This is a genomic window from Pseudomonadota bacterium (genome assembly GCA_013285465.1).
In the GTDB taxonomy this organism is placed as follows: domain Bacteria; phylum Pseudomonadota; class Alphaproteobacteria; order Micavibrionales; family CSBR16-224; genus CSBR16-224.
In genome coordinates this window covers 465,396-487,581 of the sequence record CP053449.1, presented here as the reverse complement: position 1 = coordinate 487,581, position 22,186 = coordinate 465,396, and the positions used below count along the sequence as shown (strand labels likewise).

The window sequence follows — 22,186 nt, the reverse complement described above, 5'->3', positions numbered from 1 at the left end:
CCTCTAAGCTCTATTATCCCTTTGAACAGTATAGAGAAAGAGGGTTAACATTATGTGAATTACTTGGCGGGTTTTTTCGGCTTCTCTTTCACAGCGCCCGATTTCGCAGCATCGGAAAAAGGACGGCTGACAGGGCGGATACTGCCTGCCAAAGCGCAAGACAGGTCAAATGTCGATTTTTCTCCGACATTTTCCCAATTTTCTTTCAGCCATTTTTCCGCATGTTTGCGCCCGATATCACGCAAATGAATCAGATAATCCCATTCCGCATTCAGCTTACTGGAAGCCGACAGCCGCGCCACATCCTTATCGGCATGGATGCGGTGAATACGCATATAGCGGTAGCTTTCCTGCTCCAGCCCTTCATTTTCGATCATCTCTTTCAGCAATATGATCGCGCGCAACTCTTTGAGCAAGCTGGCATTGAAGGTAATTTCATTTAAACGGTTGATAATTTCACGCGCCGTGCGCGGCACGTCCTCGCGGTAAAACGGATTTACCTGCACCAGCACGATATCGCGGGCATGGCAGTCATCAACCAGCGGAAACAGCGCAGGGTTTCCGGTAAAACCGCCATCCCAATAGGCTTCACCTTTGATTTCAACCGCTTTGTATAAAAACGGCAGCGCGGCGGAGGCCATCAGCGTTTCCGCCGTAATATCGGGTTGGCGGAAAATATGCGCCGTGCCGGTGCGGACATTTGTTGCCGTGACAAAAACCTGCAATGCCTTGCAGGAATTGACGCGTCCGAAATCGACCATGGTTTCGACAACCTGCCTGAGCGGATTAATATCCAGCGGATTGATTTCATAGGGAGAAAATGTGCGGGACATGTAGTCCATCATCAGATAGGCGGGGGAATGGTCCAGATTCCAGTTCCCGACCCAGCGATCCCAGAATGTCCGCTGCAACGGGCTGAACCGCGCCGCATCGCTGACAGCCTTCCAGAAATCATGCAGTTTTTTGCGGGCGTTTTGGCGACCGCCCTTCCCTGACAGTCCGTCAGCAACCAAAACACCGTTCATCGCACCTGCGCTGGTACCGCTGATGGCGGCGATATTCACCCGCTCATCTTCCAGCAAGCGATCCAGCACACCCCATGTAATTGCGCCATGCGCACCGCCGCCTTGCAAAGCAAGTTCAACCTGCTTTTGCTCTTTCGCGGCAGGTTTTTTCGTCTTTTTCTTTGCGGGTGTTTTTTTGGTCGCCATGGCGCAGCCTGATCCCCTTCTCTACAAGATGGTAACGCAGGGGCGGCAAAGCGTAAAGCGGTTTCAGATACGCCAGAGCCAGAACAGCAAAGCGCCCGCCAACAGCATGGCTGCGATTTTTACCAGCCGCAATTTCTGGTAATAGCGGCGGTTGACGTAACGGCGGTTGATCTTATCAATAATTTTCAGCGCCTTTTTCAGATCCTTGTCGCTTTCCACGAAAGACAGCACGGTTTCAACCATACCCAGATTTCTTGGCAGCAGCGATTTTTCCAAAGGTTTCTCTTTCGCTGCGACCAGTACTTCCGTACGGCGCTCCTGATCTTTTGCCGCATCGCGCGCTTTATCCTGATTACGCGCATAAAAGATACTGCCGGGCACATACAGAAAATTGCCATGCCCTGCCAGCTTTGTCAGCATGACACGGTCATGCCCCAAAAGCGCGTGATCAATCCATGCCTTACGCAGACCGTCCGTACGGAAAACGCCGTAAATCATAAAACAGTCTTTTAAGTTCGCCACACAATTTGCCAGACGCTTAAGCGGCGGTTTGTTCCGCGTTTTATTGACCCAGCGCGAAATACTGACCCGCCCCGTTTCCGTGCCGTTTTCATCAATATGTCTGATTGTGCCGACAGCCAGAATCGCGGCAGGGTCTTTTTCCATTTCTTTCAAAATCGGCGCAGCATAGTTTTTTCCCAGCAGATCATGCGATCCGACCCAGCTGAAATATTCCGTGTCGCAATCAAATAAGGGCCGTTTGAAATTTTCAAACGCCCCGACATTTTCCGCATGACGGATATGCGTGACATGCGGATGCTCTTTGGCAAAAGCCGCGCAAACATCGCTGGTGCCGTCATCCGATGCGTTATCATAAATAACGATTTTCCCCGCCTCGGTCAGGCAGGTTTCAATCGTCCGTCCGATATATTTCACATCATTATAGACGGGAATGGCAATTGTCAGTTTTTCAAGCAATTCCGTCATGGTCATTCCGTCACATATTGTTCTCTTGTATCATCGTCAAACACCTGTATATATAAAAGCAGTCAACAGCAAAAGCAAACGCGAAGAAAACATGGCGGATTATAAAAACATCCTTTTCATCAGGCTCAGCGCCTTTGGCGATTTTATTTTAACGCTCGGCGTGATGGAAGCCGTGCGCAAATATCATCCCGATGCCAAAATAACGCTGCTGACCACGCCACTGTTTGAAGATTTGGCAAAACAATCCGGCTATTTCGATCAGGTTCTGACCATGCAGCGTTACCGCTTCGCGGAAATCGGTAAATGGCTGGGATTGCGCCGCATGATGCGGAAGCAGCGTTTCGACCTTGTCTATGACATGCAGCAGAATGACCGCACAAAAATCCTGCGTCTGCTGTCCCCTGCTCCGGCGCGCAAAAACTGGTACCGCGGCGGTGCCACGAGCAAACAGGTTTTAACCATTACCGACAGCCGCGTTTTCCCCATTCCCGATATGCCCTGGATGGACGGTGACACCGGCGCTTTTGCCCTAAAACCGCCTTTTGTTCTGCTGGTGCCGGGCGCTGCGCCGCAGCACCCGTTAAAACGCTGGCCCGCCGAAAATTACGGCATTCTGGCGCAAAAACTGGCCAAAGAGGGGTTTCAACCTGTTATTCTGGGCGGTCCGGCGGAACAGGAGATCGCTGCGGAAGTTGCGGGACATGAAGACACGGCCCTGAATCTGTGCGGACAGACGTCTTTTGGCGATATTGCCGCGCTGGCGCGGCAGGCCCTTGCCGCAATCGGCAATGATACCGGACCGATGCATCTGATTTCCGCCGCAGGATGCCCTGTTATTTCACTGTTCGGCGGCACATCGCAGCCTGAACAATCCGCACCGAACGGTAAGAATGTCACGGTGCTGCGCGCCATTCCCATTGAAAAACTTCCACCCGAAGATGTCTGGCAGGGTTTTGCCGAGACTATACGCAAAAGCGCTGCCGCAGGGGCGGAAACCCGTTCAGCCTGACAACCCCGCTTCATTGACTCAAAGGGCGAAAACGTGTATTACAAAACGGCTTGAAAAAACACGACAAAAGCCGCATACAGACCGATACAAATTAAAAAAACAAAGGCGAGAATATCCATGAAAGCAGTCATTCTGGCAGGAGGCCTCGGCACACGTCTTTCGGAAGAAACGACACTGAAACCCAAGCCGATGGTCGAAATCGGCGGACGTCCGATTTTGTGGCATATTATGAAGCTGTATTCCACCCACGGCATTAATGATTTTGTGATCTGCTGCGGCTATAAGGGTTATCTGATCAAGGAATATTTCGCCAATTACTTCCTGCATATGTCCGATGTGACCTTTCATACCGCGACCGGCGAAATGGAAGTCCACCGCAAAAAGGCTGAAAACTGGCGTGTGACGCTGGTTGATACCGGCGATGAAAGCATGACGGGCGGACGGCTGAAACGTGTCAAAGATTACCTGAAAGACGAGGACGCCTTCTGCTTTACCTATGGTGACGGCGTGTCCGATGTCGATATCACGGCGGAGATCGCCTTTCACAAGGCGCATGGCAAACTGGCAACCATTCTGGCCGTACAGCCGCCGGGACGCTACGGCGCTTTAAAAATGGACGGCGATGCCGTCAACGGTTTTACTGAAAAGCCAAAAGGGCAAGGCGGATGGATTAATGGCGGATTTTTTATCCTGTCACCGAAAGTCATCGATTACATTGACGGCGACAGCTCACATTGGGAGGTGAAGCCCTTGCAGCAGATTGCCGAAGCAGGTGAGCTGCAGGCCTTTAAACATGAAGGGTTTTGGCAGCCGATGGATACGCTGCGTGAAAAGAATATGCTGGAAGATCTTTGGGATGCCGGCAAAGCGCCTTGGAAAACATGGGATTGATGACAATGACAAACAGCACAGCAACAGCAAAGCCGCGCGTGATGCCCGATAAAAAATTCTGGGCGGGAAAACGCGTACTGGTCACCGGACATACCGGATTTAAAGGCAGCTGGCTTGCTTTATGGCTGAGCGCGATGGGGGCGGAGGTTCACGGTATTGCGCTTGATCCGCTCTCCGAGCCCAATCATTTTACGCTGGCAGGCGTCAAAGATTACCTAGCAAGCGATCACCGCAGAGATATCCGCGACGGTGATGACGTCAGCAAAATCGTCACCGGTATTCAGCCTGAAATCGTTTTTCATCTCGCGGCACAACCGATTGTCCGCGTTTCCTACAAAGATGCACCTTATACTTTCGCCGTCAATACGATGGGCACGGTTAATGTACTGGAAGCCATCCGTCTGACGGACAGTGTCCGCGTTGCCACAATGATTACGACCGACAAGGTTTATGAAGACCAGCACTGGCCGCACCCTTACCGTGAGACGGATATGCTGGGCGGTTATGACCCTTACAGTGCCAGTAAAGGCTGCGCCGAGATCGTGATTTCCAGCTACCGCCGCTCCTTTCTGGAAGGACAAGGCAAAAGCATCGCCTCGGCGCGGGCGGGGAATGTTATCGGCGGCGGCGACTGGTCGGAAGACCGTCTGATCCCCGATGCCATCCGCGCCTTTTCAACCGGAAAGCCGCTGGAGCTGCGCAAACCCGATGCCGTGCGCCCGTGGCAGCATGTTCTGGATGTGCTGACAGGCTACCTAATGCTGGCCGAAGCGCAATGGCGCAAACCGGAAGAATTTTCCCGTGCATGGAATTTTGCACCGGATACGTCGTCGGAGGAAACCGTGGGTTTCGTTGCCGGTCATATGGCGCAGATGTGGGGGGATAAAGCCGAGGCCGTCTTTAAACCGAACCCCGACGATCCGAAAGAGACCGCCCTGCTGCGCCTTGATTCCAGCCTTGCACGCACACATCTTGATTGGGAGTCGAACTGGCCGATCATGGAGGTACTGAAAAACACCGTCCAATGGTATAAGACCGCCGTTGAAGGGAACAGCATCATGCGGGATATTTCTCTGGCGCAAATCGCAGATTATTGCGGCGAAGAAGCCACGACAACGGGCGGCCAAAAACAAAAACAGCAAATCGCATAAACAATAATTAAGGTGCGGCAAAATGGGCGAACGGTTTTCCTTTCACACCACTCCGATCAGCGGCTTGTGGCAAATTGTCCGGAATGATTTTTCCGATGAGCGCGGCGTTTTCGCCAAGCTTTTTTCCGCTAATGATTTCAAAAAGATCGGCCTGACACGCCCGATCGTGCAAATCAACCATTCGCTGTCACGCAAGAAAGGCACGGTGCGCGGCTTACATTTTCAGCATCCGCCCTATGCCGAAACACGGATTATTTCCTGCACGGCAGGGCGTGTATTCGATGTTGCCGTTGATCTGCGCCCGCAATCGCCATCCTATCTGAAATGGTACGGCGTGGAACTGTCGCCTGAAAAAAAGAACGCGCTGGTTATTCCCGAAGGTTTCGCCCATGGTTTTCAAACGCTAGAAGATGATTGCGAACTGATCTATCTGCATACCGGCAATTACGAACCCGAAGCCGAAGACGCGTTAAATATCGCCGATCCGGTATTGGCCATCGACTGGCCGCTACCGCCCAAGGGCTTGTCAGCACGCGACGAGGCGCATAAAATGCTGGCGGATCGCGAATTTGCCGGAATCGACTTATAAAATCCGAGGATAAAACGCCTATGAAATGCCGCCATTGCCAGACACCGCTTGCCACCAGCTTTATTGATCTTGGCAGTGCGCCGCCCTCCAACGCTTATCTTGGCAAAGATGATCTGAAAAAACCGGAGAAATGGTATCCGCTGCATATTCTGGTCTGCGAACATTGCTGGCTGGTGCAGACGGAAGATTACGCCGATGCTGATGAGCTGTTTTCCGAGGATTACGCCTATTTCAGCTCTTTTTCCAAATCATGGCTGGCCCATGCCGAGAATTTTGTTGAAAAAATGCAGGCGCGTTTCGGTCTGACGGATGCAAGCCATATCGTTGAAATCGCTTCCAATGACGGTTATCTGCTGCAATATGTGCAGGAACGCGGCATTCCCTGTCTGGGGATCGAGCCGACGAAAAGCACGGCCGCCGCCTCCCGCGAGAAAGGCATCGATACGCTGGAAGAATTTTTTGGTGTGGCACTGGCGGAGCGCCTTGCCGCGGAAGGTAAACAGGCTGATCTGACCGCCGCCAATAACGTGCTGGCGCATGTGCCGGATATCAATGATTTCGTGCGCGGCTTTTCTCTTCTTTTGAAACCCTCCGGCGTGGCCAGTTTTGAATTTCCGCATCTGATGCAGCTGGTCACACATGGCCAGTTTGATACGATTTATCACGAACATTATTCCTATCTGTCGCTGACGGCGGTCAGTCATATTTTTGCCGCAAACGGATTGACGGTTTTTGATGTCGAGGAATTGCCGACCCATGGCGGCAGTCTGCGCGTCTATGCCTGCCGCGCCGATACGGAAGCACATAAGGTTCAGGACAGTGTCAGCGCATTGCTAGCGCGGGAAAAAGCCGCCGGAATGCAAACAGCCGCTTACTATGCCGGATTTCAGGACAAGGCCGATAAAATCAAAAACGACTTTCTGGAATTTCTGCTTTTCGCCAAACGTGAGGGCAAAACCGTTGCCGGTTATGGCGCGGCGGCAAAAGGCAATACTTTGCTGAATTACGCAGGTATCCGTCCTGATCTGCTGCCCTTCGTGGTCGATATGAACCCCGCCAAGCAGGGTAAATTTCTGCCGGGCAGCCGTATTCCGATCCTGCCGCCCGCAGCAATTGAAGAGAGAAAGCCGGATTTCGTGATTATTCTGCCGTGGAATCTGCGTACGGAAATTGCCGAACAACTGGCTTATATCCGCAGCTGGGACGGTCAATTTGTGACCGCCGTACCGGAACTGGAGGCGGCATGAGCATCGAAATTTCTCCGACGGCACGCGTTTCCGCACAGGCCGATATTGAAGACAGCACACGCGGCACGCGCATCGTCATCGGCGATGACAGCATGGTCGACAGCTTTGTCAAAATCAAACCGGTCGGCGGCAACGGCGATGTCATTATCGGCGCGCGCAGTTATATCAATTCCGGCTGTGTGTTTTATTCCGGCAACGGCATTACCATCGGCGATGATGTGGCGATTGCCGCCAATTGCGTCTTTGCGCCGGTCAATCATGCTTATGAGGAAAAAGACCGTCCGATCCGCGAACAGCGTTTCAAACCCAGCAAAGGCGGCATTATCATTGAAGATGATGTCTGGATCGGCGCAGGCTGTATTCTGCTGGACGGTACAATTCTGCGCAAAGGCTGCGTCATCGGTGCCATGTCATTGGTGCGCGGTGAAATTCCGGCCTATAGCATCAATGCAGGCAATCCCTTGAAAATGATCGGACAGAGAAAATGACCTCTTTCACGGTTTTGGGAGCCAGCGGTTTTGTCGGCCGCCACTTAACGGCGCATCTGCAGGCGCAAGGGCATGATGTTGCCGCGCCGTCCCGCGACACGTCCACACTGCACGGAAAAAATCTCGGCCATGTTATTTACTGTATCGGCCTGACGGGTAATTTCCGGCAGCAGCCCTTTGACACGATTGAAGCTCATGTCGGCGTTTTATCGGCGTTGCTGCAAAACACGGTTTTTGACTCATGGCTTTATCTTTCAAGCACGCGCGTTTATGGCGGGCTTGACGTTGAGGATACTGCTTCCGAGGAGAGCATGCTTCCGGCAAAGCCTTCCGCAGATGCGCTGTATGATTACAGCAAGCTGCTCGGTGAATCCCTGTGCCTGACCATCGATCATCCCGCCATGCGGGTCGCCCGTCTGTCCAATGTTTACGGCATCGGGCAAAGTCCGCATACTTTTCTGGGATCACTGACAACAGACCTGAAAGAAACGGGCACAGCGACAATCCTTGACAATCCGGCATCATCAAAAGATTACGTCTCCATAGATGATGTCGTACCCTTGCTGGAAAAAATCGCACTCTCCGGCAAACAGAAAATTTACAATGTCGCCAGCGGCACACAAACGCGTTGCGATATGCTGGCTGATGCCATCCATGCGCTGGGATATGATATCGGCTTTGCCGAAACCGCCCCGCCGCCCCGTGCCTTTCCGAAAATCGACATTGCGCGCATTGCAAATGAATTTGATTTTTCACCCCGTTTAATACAAGATGACTTACCGTTTTTACTGACAAAGGAAGAGAATGATGACACAGGCTGCAAACAATCCGATCGTGGCGTTTGAAGAAGAGAAATCGGCTTTGATCGAAAGTTACGGCAATGACGACGCATGGAAGAAACTGTCCGGCGACTGGCTGCGTACCGCTTTTGAAAAGAAATACATGTATAATTTCTCTTTCATGGGGCGTCCGATTATCCAGACCCCGGTTGATATGATTGCCCTGCATGAAATTATCTGGGACGTACAGCCGGATTTGATTATCGAGGCAGGCATCGCTCATGGCGGCTCTATCATTTTTTCCGCAGCGATGCTGGAACTGAATGCGGCCTGCGGCGGCCCCGCTGATGCCGGCGTGTTGGCGATTGATATTGATATCCGCGCCCATAACCGTGATGCCATTGAAAACCATCCGATGGCAAAACGCATTACCATGCTGGAAGGCTCCAGTACCTCGCAGGAGATTATTGATCAGGTGCATGATGCCACCAAGGGCAAGAAGAAGGTTCTGGTTATTCTGGATTCCAACCATACGCATGAACATGTGATGGCGGAGCTGGAAGCCTATGCGCCGCTGACCAGTGTCGGCAGCTATTGCATTGTTTTTGACACGATTGTCGAAGACCTGCCCGCCGATATGTGGCCCGACCGCCCGTGGAGCCCCGGCGATAATCCGAAAACTGCGGTCTGGGAATATCTGAAATCCCATCCCGAATTTGAGATTGATCAGAAAATGGATAACAAATTGATGATTTCCGTTGCGCCGAATGGTTATTTAAAGAGGGTCAAATGATCCCCCCCGCAAACACATATGTAAAGAATAAGTCTGTTTTACACAAACTCGGCCTGTGCAAACTTCCTTACCGTATGTCCTGTGACTACCGCGGTGACGGTTTCGGCACCAAGGGAAAATCTTTACAGTTTATGGAAGACCCCAAATTTAAACAGGCTTGGGACTACACCGCTGCACGCCATCTCGCGACAACGGGTCTGAAAGCACCCGATGTCCGCTGGCGTGCCCATACGGCAATCTGGGCGGCGCAAAACGGTTTACGGCTTGAGGGAGATTTCGTCGAATGCGGCGTTTTCACCGGTCTGCTATCAATGATGATCTGCCGCTATTTCGGGTTCGAGAACACCGACAGAAATTTCTGGCTTTTTGATACATGGTCAGGTGTTCCTGTTGACGGCGTTTCCGAAGCAGAAAGAAAAGTCGCTGATGGCAATAACAAGAGTTATTACCACCGCGATGGTGTCTTCGAAGCCGTAACGGAATCCTTTGCGCCCTTCCCGCATGTGCGCATGATACAAGGCATGTTACCGGAAACACTTGCACAGGCCGATATTCAAAAAATCGCCTATCTTTCCATTGACCTGAATAATGCGGATTACGAGAAAGCCTGTATAGATATTCTTTGGCCAAAACTATCAACAGGTGCTGTTATATTATTAGATGATTACGGTTTTGCCGCTTACCGTCCGCAGCAGGAAATGTGGGATAATTTCGCAGCCGCACAAGGGCGCAGCATCGCCACGCTTCCGACAGGGCAAGGTATTCTTATCAAATAAAAAACGGGCAGATATTTCTATCTGCCTTGTGCTTTACTTTAAATCATAGCCAAAATCATGGCGCAGAAATTTGCGACATGCCGCACGGAAAAATTCCTCATTCTCAGGCGTAAAATACTCCGCAAGCGGTTTTTTGTTTTTGCGTATCACTGTTGTCGTCACGGCCTTATTCGGGTTCTTTGCCATTTTATCTCGCGTTGACAACTCTAATGTGCGCCGAATAACATCATCTTGCACATCTAAATTGGGAAAGAAAAAACTGCAGGTGCGGCGCAGATTACCTTCCGTATCTTTTTCCATCCCTTCATAGGTTAAAAGCAGACTGCGTTGCGGTTGGGAGCGAAGAATATCGCCCCATGCATTCATAAAACAAAGACGCGTCCACAAGTCACTATAAAATTTCTTTCCGCGCGGGTCGCCGTGCAGGTAAGTCGTAAAATCAACATTCCCATAATCGCCTTTAAAACGTTCGTAATGGGAAATCAGAGATTCGCGCGGATCACGTAACAAAACAAGGTAACGCGGAAACCGCAGAAATTTATCAGCAATACCGTTTTTAAGAAATCCATGCGGTATGGAATGGGAATGCACAATACATGGCACATTTTTATATCTGGTCGGGGACTTTGGATGCCCAATAATTTTATCATCTTGAATATGTTCCGGTGGCGGCAGATCAAATGCCATCGCCAAAACATGCGAAAGCATATATTTCAGCCAATGACTGCCGGACTGATGTGTACTGACAATTTGCCCGTCAAAATTACGGCGGCGCAAAGTTGTCGTGTTAAACCACAGCCTGTTAAAGCTATAAAGCGGAAAGCTGTAGGCTGGTAAATCTGCTCCTGTCATATTCACCCCTCATCTCCAAGGAAGCCTCGTTCTTCCATGAAAGAAATAACATGTTCCGCCAGATGTTCGGCATCACTCTCTTCTGTCTGCAAATGAATCGTCGGTTTTTCAGGCGGCTCATAAGGACTTCCTATGCCTGTAAAATTAGGAATTTCACCGGCACGCGCTTTTTTATATAAGCCTTTTACATCGCGTTGTTCAGCGACAGCCAGTGGTGTATCGACAAAAATTTCGATAAACTCTTCCGTACCGATCAGCTGCCGCGCCATATCACGCTCTGCGCGGAAGGGGGAAATAAAAGCAGCCAGAACAATGAGACCTGCCTCCGTCATCAACTTACTGACTTCAGCAACACGGCGTATATTTTCGGCCCGGTCCTGATCGGTGAAACCCAAATCACGGTTCAGCCCATGGCGCAGATTATCACCGTCCAGCAGCATCGTATGCCGCCCCATCGCCGTCAGTTTCGCCTCAACGATATTGGCAATTGTCGATTTTCCCGAACCGGATAAGCCTGTCATCCACAATACGCAAGGTTGTTGTCCTTTTACGAGGCTGCGTGAGGATTTATTGACGTTTGATGCATGCATATGCACATTAGTTGCACGCCGTAGTGAATGATTAATCATACCTGCCGCTACGGTTTCATTGGTCATGCGGTCAATCAGAATAAAAGAGCCCAGAACATGGTTGTCCTGATAAGGTTCAAAGACCAGCGGGCGATCCAGCGCGATTTCGCAAATACCAATATCATTCATGGCGAGTGTTTTTCCCGCTTTGCATTCAAACGTTTCCATGTCGTAGATATATTTTGGCTTGCTCGGTGTGCAAAAAAGTGATGCCGTCCCCGCCTGCAATATGTATTGGCGGCTGGAAACCATCGGCCTGTCAGAAAACCAGACCAGTTTTGTTTCAAATTGATCCGCGACAGGAACCGGATTTTCTGCAGAGCATAACACATCGCCGCGCGAGATATCGACCTCATCTGCCAATTTTAGAGTGATGGATTGTCCCGCCACAGCTTCGGGTAAATCACCGTCATACGTCACAATACGCGTGACTGTCGTCTGCCGCCCCGATGGCATGATCTTTACCGACATTCCCGGATAAGCTGCCCCGGATGCAATTCTTCCGGCATATCCGCGGAAATCTGAATGAGGTCTATTTACCCATTGCACAGCCATACGGAATGGGGCATCTTTTACATCTTTTCGTATTTCCGCATTCTCCAGCGCCTCCAGCAACACATACGCGCCATACCAGGGCATTTTTGGGGAAAGCTTTGTGACATTATCGCCTTGAAGTGCTGAAATAGGTATTGCCGTGACATTTTCTATTCCAAGAGATGCGGCAGAATGCATATAATCTTGTACAATATTGTGGAAAACAGCCTCATCATATTCCATCATATCCATCTTGTTAACGGCCAGAATAACATTCCGAATTCCCATCATGGAGACGATCATGCTGTGTCGACGCGTTTGCTCCAACACACCTTTACGGGCATCGACAATAACAACTGCCAGTTCTGCTGTAGAGGCACCAGTGGCCATATTGCGTGTGTATTGTTCATGGCCGGGGGTATCTGCAACGATAAATTTCCGTTTCTCAGTCGAAAAATAACGGTAAGCTACATCAATCGTAATGCCCTGCTCTCTCTCTGCAGCAAGCCCGTCGACCAACAGAGCGAAATCTATCTTTTCTCCTGTCGTTCCAAATCGCTTCGAATCATTTTCCAGCGCATAAAGCTGATCATCGAAAATCTTTTTCGATTCATATAAAAGGCGTCCTATCAAGGTTGATTTGCCGTCATCAACAGAGCCGCAGATAATGAAACGCAGAACGTCCTGTGCAGAAGCAGTTGCCATCTGCAATTGCTTTTTATGCTTAAAGGATGGCTTCACCACCTGTGTTTGTCGTCCCTGCATCAGAAATATCCCTCGCGTTTCTTTTTCTCCATAGATGCTGAGCTGTCATGGTCAATCAGACGCCCTTGACGTTCCGATGTTGTCGCAACGCACATCTCGTCGATAATTTTTTCAAGTGTGTCTGCATCGGATTCCACCGCCCCCGTCAAAGGATAACAACCCAGCGTACGAAAGCGCACACAGCGCATCTGCGGCTTTTCTCCCGGCAAGAGCGGAAGACGCTTGTCATCCGCCATGATCAATGCTCCATCACGTTCAACGATGGGACGTTTCTTCGCAAAATACAGCGGCACAACATCAATGCCTTCGTCTTTTATATATTGCCAGACATCCAGCTCTGTCCAATTTGATAGTGGAAAAACCCGAATACTTTCGCCTTTCTGCTTGCGTGTATTATAGACATCCCACAATTCGGGACGTTGATTTTTAGGATCCCAATGGTGATGCGTATCACGAAATGAAAAAATACGCTCCTTGGCACGCGACTTTTCCTCATCACGACGGCTACCGCAGATCGCCGCGTCAAAGCCATATTTATTCAGCGCCTGCTTTAACCCTTCCGTCTTCATAATATCGGTATAAAGACTGCTATTTCCGTTTAAGGGAGAGATATTCTGCCGTACACCGTCTTCATTGACATGCACAATCAGCTCCATACCGCTTACTGCCGCCACGCGATCCCGAAAAGAGATCATCTCGCGAAACTTCCATGTCGTATCGACATGTAACAGCGGGAATGGCGGTTTTGCAGGATAAAATGCCTTCATCGCCAGATGTAACATGACGGCACTATCCTTACCGATCGAGTACATCATCACGGGATTTTCACACCGGGCTACAACCTCACGAAGGATGTAAATGCTTTCAGATTCAAGGGATTGGCAAGCCATAAAAAAATATTTTTAAAAAATTAACAAATAAGGAATTTTAACAAAAAGATTTTTTTTTTCAACCTTAAATTAATAAAAAAAACGGGCAGATATTTCTATCTGCCCGCCTTTATTAGAGTTCCAAACGGATTGAAACAACTTATTTCGGGGTTGCACCGCCACCCGTTTTCGGTGCTTTTTTCTCGGCTTCATCAGCATTTGCTGCGGGTGCTGCCGTGTCTTTGCCCGTTTTTGCTGCCTGCTCGGCCTGTTTTGCGGCCGTGAAGGCTTTGCCGAGCTCTTCCAGTTTTTCCTGGAAGGCCGTATAGGCTTCTTTCAGTTCCTTAACATTATCGGAGCCTTTGACGGTTTGCAGTTTTTCTGCGGCCTCATTAAAGCCTTTCTGCAAATCTTCTTTTGCTTCCGTATAATATTCTTTGGTTTTGACCTTATCGATCACGTTCAGGGCCGCCTCGATTTTGTTGCTGAATTCAGCTTTCTCAAGGACTTCCTTATCTTTCGCAGCATTGGCTTCCGCGTCTTGCTGCATTGCCTCGATCTGGTCTTCGGACAGGCCGCTATTGGCTTTAATCGTGATATCGGCTTTCTGTCCCGTGGATTTATCCATCGCGGAAACATTCAGAATACCGTTGGCATCGATACGGGCCGTCAGTTCAATTTCCGGCTCGCCTTTTTTCGTGCCGGGCGGCAGTTCAAGACAGAAGGTTCCCAGCGGGCGGTTGTCTTTCGCCTGTGCGCGGTTACCCTGGAACAGTTGAACTTCAACATCCATCTGATTGTCTTTGGCCGTTGTATAAATATCCTTGCCTTCACACGGCATCGGCGAGTTCGCCTTAATCAGGACATCCATCAAGCCGCCTTCAACTTCAACACCGATATTCAGCGGCGTGACATCAACCAGAAGTGCGTTATCGATATGACCGGAGATGATACCGCCTTGCAGTGCCGCACCTGCGGAAACCACTTCATCGGGGTTCACACTCTTATTCGGTTCTTTACCGAAGAAGTTTTTCACCGTCTCGCGGACTTTCGGCATACGGGTCATACCGCCGACCAGAATGACTTCGTCGATATCATTCATCGTCAGACCGGCATCCGCCAGCGCCTGTTTGCACGGGCCGATTGATTTTTCGATCAAATCGCCGACGAGATTTTCCAGCGTCGAACGCGTAATCGTGACATCAAGGTGTTTCGGTCCGCTTGCATCAGCCGTAATGTACGGAATATTGACCTGATAGCTTTGTCCCGTGGACAGTTTTTTCTTGGCATCTTCCGCAGCTTCTTTCAGACGTTGCAGTGCCAGCTGGTCTTTCTTCAGATCCATGCCGTCATTGCTTTTGGCAAATTCTTCGGCCAAATGGTCGATGATGCGGTTGTCAAAATCTTCACCACCCAGGAAGGTGTCACCATTTGTGGAGAGAACGCTAAAGGTCTGCTCGCCTTCGTCTTCGGTGAGTTCCAGAATGGAAACGTCAAATGTACCACCGCCAAGGTCATAAACAACGACTTTGCTGTCGCCGGATTTTTTCAGACCATAGGCAAGTGCGGCAGCCGTCGGCTCGTTCACGACACGAAGGACGTTCAGACCGGCAATCGTACCGGCATCTTTCGTTGCCTGACGCTGACTATCGTCAAAATAAGCCGGAACCGTAATAACGGCATCCGTGACTTCTTCACCAAGATAGTCTTCTGCGGCTTTTTTCAGTTTTTGCAGGATACGGGCGCTAACCTCGGACGGCGACATTTTCTTGCCGTCGATTTCGACCCATGCATCGCCGTTATCGGCTTCCACAATTTTATAAGGGACTTTGCTTTGCAGCTCTTTCGTTTTCTCGTCGTCAAAACGACGACCGATCAAACGTTTAATCGCATAAAGCGTGTTCTGTGCGTTGGTAACCGCCTGACGCTTTGCCGGGTCACCGACAAGGCATTCGCCGTCTTTTGTAAACGCGACAATAGAAGGGGTCGTGCGTTCGCCCTCCTGGTTTTCCAAAATCTTGTATGAACCACCCTCTAACACAGAGAGACAGGAGTTCGTTGTTCCCAAATCGATCCCGATGACCTTACCCATCAGTATTCCCCTTTCTTACTTTTCAGTCTTTATAATCTGTTTCAAATCCGTTTTCCGTTTTTTACGCGGGCATATGCCGTTTTTTGTAAAAAAAATCCGCACAGCATCATTGCTGAGCATTTTTTCGCATATGTCGTATTCCGTCGTATGGTTAAGAATTACCATAACACGGAAATTTTGTCAACCGGAAAATTCCATAATTTTGCGTTTTTCCGAATAAATACAATTCGCGGTGATCCTGCAGTCATATAATACCGCCCGCCGCTTGTAAAGGGATTTTCAACAGGAAACCGCCTAGAGCCCCCATATATCAGGGGCTCTACGCGCCGCGCGCCGTCAGATAGGCCGTTTCGGAGAGTGCGCTCCATGGTGCCGCCATGGCCTGAAAGGCGGATACGCTGTCATAAAGTCTTTTACTGACAGCATCTTGCGCAGCAAGCTCCCCGACGACCTTTTCCGCCGCTTTTCTGATGTTTTTCAGAATCTCGGGAGATAGTTGCCGCGGCACAATCTTGTGCTTTTCCTGCAAAATCCGCAGAAATTCAGCATTCCTGGCCATTAATTCGTTCAAAACATACTGATTCGCCGCGCGGGCGGCATTTTCAACAATAGCCTGCAAATCCGCAGGCAAAGCCTGCCATGCCTTCAGATTAATAAAACTGTCCAGAATCGTCGCCGGTTCATGCCAGCCGGGTGCATAATAGTATTTTGCCGCGCGGTGTAGCCCGAAAGAGACATCATTATAAGGGCCGACCCATTCAATGGCGTCAATCGTGCCGGACTGAATGGCAGGCAGTAATTCCCCGCCCGGCAGATTGACCACGGTTGCCCCCAGCGCCTTTAACACTTCACCGCCCAGACCGGGTAGACGGATTTTCAACCCTTGAAAATCGGCAATGCTGTTGATCTCGCGGTTATACCATCCCGCCATCTGCACGCCGGTATTGCCTGCGGCAAAAAACTTGCAGCCCATTCCAGCATAAATCTCGTCCGCCAGCTCCTGTCCGCCGCCAAAATCAAGCCAGGCATTCTGCTCCTGTGCCGTCAGTCCAAAAGGGATGCTGGCCAGAAACTGTGCGGCAGGGGCTTTGCCCTTCCAGTAATAGGGCGCGCCATGCCCCATTTCCACGGTGCCGTTTGACACCGCATCCATTGCGTCAAAGGCCGGTACAATCTCGCCCGCACCATAGACGCGAATTTCCAGACGGTCGTCAGAGGCGCGAGTGATTTCCTGTGCCAGACGGTTTGCCGCCGTGCCGAGACCGGGGAAGTTCTTCGGCCATGTCGTCGTCATGCTCCAGCGCAGTTTATCTTTGGCAATTGCCGGTGCCGGAAAGCTTGACGCCGCCGCAACAGGGGCGGCGATACCGGCAAGTGCGGCTTTTTTCAGAAAGGAACGGCGTTTCAGAAGGCTCATCGTCATCATCTCCTGTTTTTCAGGACATATATAATATATGTATCAGGCGAAAGGATCGGCGACCAAAATCGTTTCATCCCGTTCCGGGCCTGTTGACAGGACTGTCACGGGAATACCGACCAACTCTTCCAGACGGCGGACATATTTGACGGCGGCGGCAGGCAATTCCGCCCAGCTTTTTGCGCCTTTGGTTTCGCCCTTCCAGCCTTCCATGACTTCATAGACGGGTGTCACACTCGCCTGTATTTCGGCGGCGGCGGGAAGATAATCAAGTTTTTCACCTTTATATTCGTAACCCGTGCAGATTTTGATCTCCGCGAAACTATCCAGCACATCCAGCTTGGTCAAAGCCATGCCGTTGATACCGCCTGTCATCACAGCCTGACGCACCTGTACGGCATCAAACCAGCCGCAACGGCGTTTGCGTCCCGTTGTTGTACCGAATTCATGTCCGCGACGCCCCAGCTCCTCGCCCGTATCATCGCTCAGCTCGGTCGGAAACGGCCCTTCACCGACGCGCGTCGTATAGGCTTTGGTAATGCCGAGAACGAAATCGAGATGTTCGCTCGAAAAGCCGCTGCCCGTTGCCGCCTGCGCCGCCACGATATTCGATGAGGTCACATAAGGATAAGTGCCGTGATCGATATCCAGCATCATCCCTTGTGCCCCTTCGAACAGAATTTGTTTGCGGGCGGCCTGTGCATCGGCCAGCATTTTCCAGACCGGTTTGGCAAAAGGGAGAACTTTCGGCGCAATATCCAGCAATTTCTGCACCAGGGCCGATTCATCGGTTTCGGCAACGCCAAAACCGCGGCGCAGCGCATTATGATGTACCAGCAGACGTTCGATTTTTCCTGAAAGCGCCTTGGCATCCGCCAGATCACAAAGACGAATGGCGCGGCGGCCTATTTTATCCTCATAGGCCGGGCCGATACCGCGTCCGGTCGTGCCGATTTTATTACGTCCGCGCGCCTCTTCGGTAATGCGGTCAAGCTCTCCATGCAGCGGCAGAATGAGCGGCACATTCGCGGCAATCGACAAATTATCGGGTGTGACTTTTACGCCCTGTTTGCCGACGGCGGCAATTTCCTCAAGTAATGCCCAGGGGTCCAGCACAACGCCGTTACCGATGACGGAATGTGTATTTTTGCGGACAATGCCCGAGGGAAGCAAATGCAGCTTATAGGTCACATCATCAATCACCAGCGTGTGACCGGCATTATGCCCGCCCTGAAAGCGCACAACCACATCGGCGCGGCTTGCCAGCCAGTCAACGATTTTGCCTTTGCCCTCATCTCCCCATTGCGAGCCAACGACGACGACATTTCCCATGACAAACCTTCCTTCATGCTGGTGTTTTTTTAGAAGCCGAATCTACTCTATTCGATTAAGGTAGCGTTTCCAATGTCTTTGTGAAAATGCTATAAACAATTTGAAGAAAGAAAAGCGGAAGGGCGATCAAATGGCGCTTTTGGTCATGAAATTCGGCGGAACATCGGTCGCCACGATTGAGGCGATTGAGAATGTCGCCAATAAAGTCGCGGCGGAAGTTCGCGCAGGGCATAGCGCCGCCGTTGTCGTCTCCGCCATGGCGGGCGTGACAAACCAGCTTGTCTCCTATTGTCAGGAAATCAGCCCGCTGCATGATGCGCGCGAATATGATGCCGTTGTGTCCTCGGGTGAACAGGTCACATCAGGACTGCTGGCGATGGCCTTGCAGAAACGCGGTATCAATGCCCGCTCGTGGCAGGGCTGGCAAATCCCTATTTTAACCGACCGTTCCCATGCCAAGGCACGGATTGAAGATATCGACACCGAAAAATTCAAAAAACAATTCGCCGGCAATGCCGTCGCCGTTGTCGCCGGATTTCAGGGCATTTCGCCCGAAGGCCGTATCACGACATTAGGGCGCGGCGGTTCGGACACCTCCGCTGTGGCTCTGGCCGCAGCCGTCGGCGCAGACCGTTGCGATATTTATACCGATGTCAAAGGCGTTTATACCTGCGACCCCGGCATTGTGCCAAAGGCGAAAAAGCTGAAACAGATATGTTATGAGGAAATGCTGGAAATGGCCTCGGTCGGCGCAAAAGTGTTACAGACGCGCTCGGTCGAAATGGCGATGAAGGAAAATGTCTGCGTGCAGGTGCTGTCCAGCTTTGCAGATGCCGTCGGCAGCGATTTAAAAGGAACCCTACTTGTCAGTGAGGATGAATTAATGGAAAAAGCTCTTATCAGCGGCATCACATGCAGCCGCGACGATGCGAAAATTACCTTGCGGAAACTGCCCGATACGCCGGGCGTCGCAGCAAAAATCTTCGGGCCGCTGGCCGAGGCCAGCGTCAATGTCGATATGATTGTCCAGAATATCGCCGCCGATACCCGTATGACGGATCTGACTTTTACCGTACCGCGTGCCGATCTGGAACGCACCATCAGCATCTTTAACAAATCCATCAAGAATGAAGGGCTGGAAGGTTGCGAAATGGAGCACAGCAGCGATGTCGCCAAAATATCCATTGTCGGTATCGGCATGCGCAGCCATGCCGGTGTCGCACAGCAGATGTTCCAGACCCTTGCCGATAAAGGCATCAACATCCATGTCATTTCCACATCGGAAATCAAGGTCAGCGTCTTGATCGGCGAGGAATATGCCGAGCTGGCCTTGCGTGCGCTGCATACGGCCTATGGGCTGGATGATGCCGCGTAAAAAAACTGCGGCAAGCGGAAATACGCCCGCAAAAAAGCGCCGTATGACGCTTCTCATGCTGCTGAAGCGCATCGACAATTTGCGCACAGCTTATCAGGATGTTTCAAAAGAGCAGGATAGCAGTTTTCAGGACGCCTTTCTGGCACTGCTGAAAGATACGGGGCTCTGTTTTCCCGACATGGATTTTCTGTGTTACCTGACACCGACAGACCGCAGACCCCTTTATATCAACGGCAGGGTACGCAGCAAGCGTTATGAAGACAAACGCATCAATGACGGTTTTGCCGTGTTGAATGTGCTGGTGCGTGACAAAGCGCCGTTGCTGGTTTCCGGCAAATTCGGCGATATTCCGTTGCGCACGAAAGAAGGCGCTTTTCTGGCTCTGCCGGTTTTTGACCACAAGATGGATGTGCAGGGCGGCTTTGTCTGTTATACGCGTAAAACCGATGACATGACGGATGAGCGCATCAACAAGCTGCATGTACTGGCCGTCGGGTTGTCATCTCTGATGCGGCATCAGACGGCGGGACATCTTTTATCGGAAACGGCACAACGAAAACTGCATGAAAGCCTTGCGCCGCAGATCAAGCGGCGGCGGAAAAACACCGCCTCCTACCGCCGTGATGTCAGTAAAACGCCTTTGAATTACACACCGCGTTCGACCCATATAACCGGTACCGGTTTTGGCGGCGGCATTGCCATCGGTCAGGCCGTGCTGCATGGTGCGCCGCATGAGATCACAACCTATGCCGCCAAAAGCAAGAAACATGAATATAACGCGCTGGATGATGCCATCGCCAAGCTGATCGCCAAGAACGAGCAGGTTCTGACTCTGCAACGCGCCCATCTGTCACAGGAGGCGGTGGACTGCCTGCGTATGCACCAGCTGCTGTTACAGGATCCGATGTGGATTGAGCAGATCCGCCAGGGCATCACTTTCGGCCTGTCCGCTCCGGCAGCGGTCGAATTTGCACGGCAAAAAACCTATTTCACACTGGCGAAAGTCGCCGACCCTTATATCCGCGACCGTTTTTCCGATATCAATGACCTGTCCGACAAATTGCGGCTGGCGCTGGATAATATCGATACCGAGACAGCCAACACCGATGAGATCATTCTGGTCGCTCATAATCTGGGTGTGTCGGGGCTCATGGAATATGCGCTGGAAACGATCAAAGGTATCATTCTTGAAACCGGCAGCATTTCCAGCCATATCGCCATTATCGCCGGCACGATGGATATCCCCATTCTGGGACAATGCGCGGGCGCAATGCGGCATGTTAATCCGGGCGACCGCATTATTATTGATTCCGACCAATCCGTTGCTTTCGTGCTGCCAGAGGCGCATACGCTGCGCCTGTATAAACGCAAGAAAGCGCAAATCCGTCAGCGCGAACGCCATTTAAGTCTGAGCGGACGGCAAGGCAATGCTGATTGCACCACCCGTGACGGCACCAAAATATCTCTTTATATGAATGCGGGCCTGCCCTCCGAGGTCGCGCTGATGCATGATTACGGCGCAGCGGGGATCGGGCTGTTCCGCACCGAACTGACCTTTATGGGCTGGACGCGTTATCCCAGCGTCGCCAAACAGACGGAAATGTACCGCAAGGTTCTCGATCAGGCGGGCGCGGAAAAACCTGTCTTTTTCCGTACGCTGGATATCGGCGGCGACAAACCCCTGCCCTATTTCGAAGCACCGACAGAGGAGAACCCCGCACTGGGCTGGCGTGCCGTACGGATTGGCATCGACCGCCCCGCCATTCTGCGGACGCAATTCAGCGCCTTTCTGCAAGCGGCAGGCAATTACAAAATACCGCTGCATATTATGCTGCCGCTGGTGACGGAGGTTGAAGAAATCCGTCATGTCAAAACGATCCTCCGCGCGACCAAAGAACGGCTTGCCGCCAAAGGACGCGATGTGCCGGAAAATGTCAAATTCGGTGTCATGCTGGAAGTGCCGTCACTGCTGTGGCAAATGGATGCGCTCTGCCGCGAGGTCGATTTTATTTCCGTCGGCACCAATGACCTGATGCAATATATTTTCGCCGCCGACCGCGGCAGTGCCCTGATGCATGGCCGTTATGAATTTTTATCACCGCCGATGCTGCGCATCATGAAACATGTTGCCGATAGCTGCAAAAAACACGGGACGGAGCTTTCGGTCTGCGGCGAAGCCGCCGCACAGCCGCTGGAAGCCGCCGCGCTGATTGCCCTGGGCTATACGCGGCTATCCATGCCCGGCGCGCGCATCCCGTTGATGCACAACATGTGCGGCAGCCTTGATATTACCTTGCTAAAGCCTTATATAGAAAAGCTGATGCAGACGGAGGAACACAGTCTGCGGGTCGAACTGCACGCTTTCGCGCAGGATCACGGAATCAGCACAGTATAAGCGGC

19 protein-coding genes are annotated in these 22,186 nt (G+C 51.4%); 11 read left to right on the top strand and 8 right to left on the bottom strand.

What is annotated here, in order from left to right; genetic code table 11:
- Positions 1-59 precede the first annotated feature (59 nt).
- Positions 60-1,211, bottom strand: a complete 1,152-nt coding sequence (locus HND56_02420; protein ID QKK04608.1) for a patatin-like phospholipase family protein — start codon at positions 1,209-1,211, stop codon at positions 60-62.
- Positions 1,212-1,274: 63 nt separating this feature from the next.
- Positions 1,275-2,198: a glycosyltransferase family 2 protein gene (locus HND56_02415; protein ID QKK04607.1), complete on the bottom strand. Its 924-nt coding sequence runs from the start codon at positions 2,196-2,198 to the stop codon at positions 1,275-1,277.
- Positions 2,199-2,289: 91 nt separating this feature from the next.
- Between HND56_02415 and HND56_02410 the strand changes: the two genes are divergently transcribed.
- The 9 genes from HND56_02410 (at position 2,290) to HND56_02370 (ending at position 9,921) form a co-directional block, all read left to right on the top strand.
- Positions 2,290-3,207, top strand: coding sequence for a glycosyltransferase family 9 protein (locus tag HND56_02410; protein ID QKK04606.1), 918 nt, complete (start codon positions 2,290-2,292; stop codon positions 3,205-3,207).
- 117 nt (positions 3,208-3,324) lie between these two features.
- Positions 3,325-4,098: a glucose-1-phosphate cytidylyltransferase gene (gene rfbF / locus HND56_02405; protein ID QKK04605.1), complete on the top strand. Its 774-nt coding sequence runs from the start codon at positions 3,325-3,327 to the stop codon at positions 4,096-4,098.
- Positions 4,099-4,139: 41 nt separating this feature from the next.
- On the top strand, positions 4,140-5,249 hold the full coding sequence (rfbG, locus tag HND56_02400; GenBank protein ID QKK06527.1) for a CDP-glucose 4,6-dehydratase: 1,110 nt from the start codon (positions 4,140-4,142) through the stop codon (positions 5,247-5,249).
- A gap of 22 nt (positions 5,250-5,271) precedes the next feature.
- Positions 5,272-5,838, top strand: coding sequence for a dTDP-4-dehydrorhamnose 3,5-epimerase (gene rfbC, locus HND56_02395; GenBank protein ID QKK04604.1), 567 nt, complete (start codon positions 5,272-5,274; stop codon positions 5,836-5,838).
- Between the two features lie 20 nt (positions 5,839-5,858).
- Positions 5,859-7,085 (top strand): methyltransferase domain-containing protein, encoded by a 1,227-nt coding sequence (locus HND56_02390; GenBank protein QKK04603.1) that lies wholly within the window; start codon positions 5,859-5,861, stop codon positions 7,083-7,085.
- Positions 7,082-7,573, top strand: coding sequence for an acyltransferase (locus tag HND56_02385; GenBank protein ID QKK04602.1), 492 nt, complete (start codon positions 7,082-7,084; stop codon positions 7,571-7,573). The genes HND56_02390 and HND56_02385 overlap by 4 nt, the downstream gene beginning before the upstream one ends.
- Entirely contained in the window at positions 7,570-8,418 is an 849-nt protein-coding gene (locus tag HND56_02380) for an NAD(P)-dependent oxidoreductase (GenBank protein QKK04601.1), read from the top strand. The genes HND56_02385 and HND56_02380 overlap by 4 nt, the downstream gene beginning before the upstream one ends.
- Entirely contained in the window at positions 8,381-9,145 is a 765-nt protein-coding gene (locus tag HND56_02375; protein QKK06526.1) for a cephalosporin hydroxylase, read from the top strand. Before HND56_02380 ends, HND56_02375 begins: the two co-directional genes overlap by 38 nt.
- Complete coding sequence (locus tag HND56_02370) at positions 9,142-9,921, top strand: methyltransferase (GenBank protein QKK04600.1); 780 nt, start codon at positions 9,142-9,144, stop codon at positions 9,919-9,921. The genes HND56_02375 and HND56_02370 overlap by 4 nt, the downstream gene beginning before the upstream one ends.
- A 33-nt stretch (positions 9,922-9,954) precedes the next feature.
- Here the strand turns inward: HND56_02370 and HND56_02365 are convergent, their stop codons facing one another.
- The 6 genes from HND56_02365 to HND56_02340 all read right to left on the bottom strand — a co-directional run bounded on the left by HND56_02365 (position 9,955) and on the right by HND56_02340 (position 18,411).
- Positions 9,955-10,773, bottom strand: a complete 819-nt coding sequence (locus HND56_02365; protein QKK04599.1) for a hypothetical protein — start codon at positions 10,771-10,773, stop codon at positions 9,955-9,957.
- A 2-nt stretch (positions 10,774-10,775) separates the two neighbouring features.
- Positions 10,776-12,701, bottom strand: coding sequence for a sulfate adenylyltransferase subunit CysN (gene cysN / locus HND56_02360; protein ID QKK04598.1), 1,926 nt, complete (start codon positions 12,699-12,701; stop codon positions 10,776-10,778).
- The gene (gene cysD, locus HND56_02355) at positions 12,701-13,591 is read right to left on the bottom strand and encodes a sulfate adenylyltransferase subunit CysD (GenBank protein ID QKK04597.1); all 891 of its coding nucleotides are present in this window, start codon (positions 13,589-13,591) and stop codon (positions 12,701-12,703) included. The genes cysN and cysD overlap by 1 nt, the downstream gene beginning before the upstream one ends.
- 139 nt (positions 13,592-13,730) lie before the next feature.
- A complete protein-coding gene (gene dnaK / locus HND56_02350) occupies positions 13,731-15,662 on the bottom strand; it encodes a molecular chaperone DnaK (protein ID QKK04596.1) in 1,932 nt (643 codons plus the stop codon).
- Between the two features lie 319 nt (positions 15,663-15,981).
- Entirely contained in the window at positions 15,982-17,070 is a 1,089-nt protein-coding gene (locus tag HND56_02345) for a TRAP transporter substrate-binding protein (GenBank protein QKK06525.1), read from the bottom strand.
- Positions 17,071-17,121: 51 nt separating this feature from the next.
- Positions 17,122-18,411, bottom strand: coding sequence for an adenylosuccinate synthase (locus HND56_02340; protein ID QKK04595.1), 1,290 nt, complete (start codon positions 18,409-18,411; stop codon positions 17,122-17,124).
- 130 nt (positions 18,412-18,541) lie between these two features.
- Between HND56_02340 and HND56_02335 the strand changes: the two genes are divergently transcribed.
- A complete protein-coding gene (locus HND56_02335) occupies positions 18,542-19,786 on the top strand; it encodes an aspartate kinase (GenBank protein QKK04594.1) in 1,245 nt (414 codons plus the stop codon).
- Positions 19,773-22,181: a phosphoenolpyruvate--protein phosphotransferase gene (gene ptsP / locus HND56_02330; protein ID QKK04593.1), complete on the top strand. Its 2,409-nt coding sequence runs from the start codon at positions 19,773-19,775 to the stop codon at positions 22,179-22,181. The genes HND56_02335 and ptsP overlap by 14 nt, the downstream gene beginning before the upstream one ends.
- Positions 22,182-22,186 lie beyond the last annotated feature (5 nt).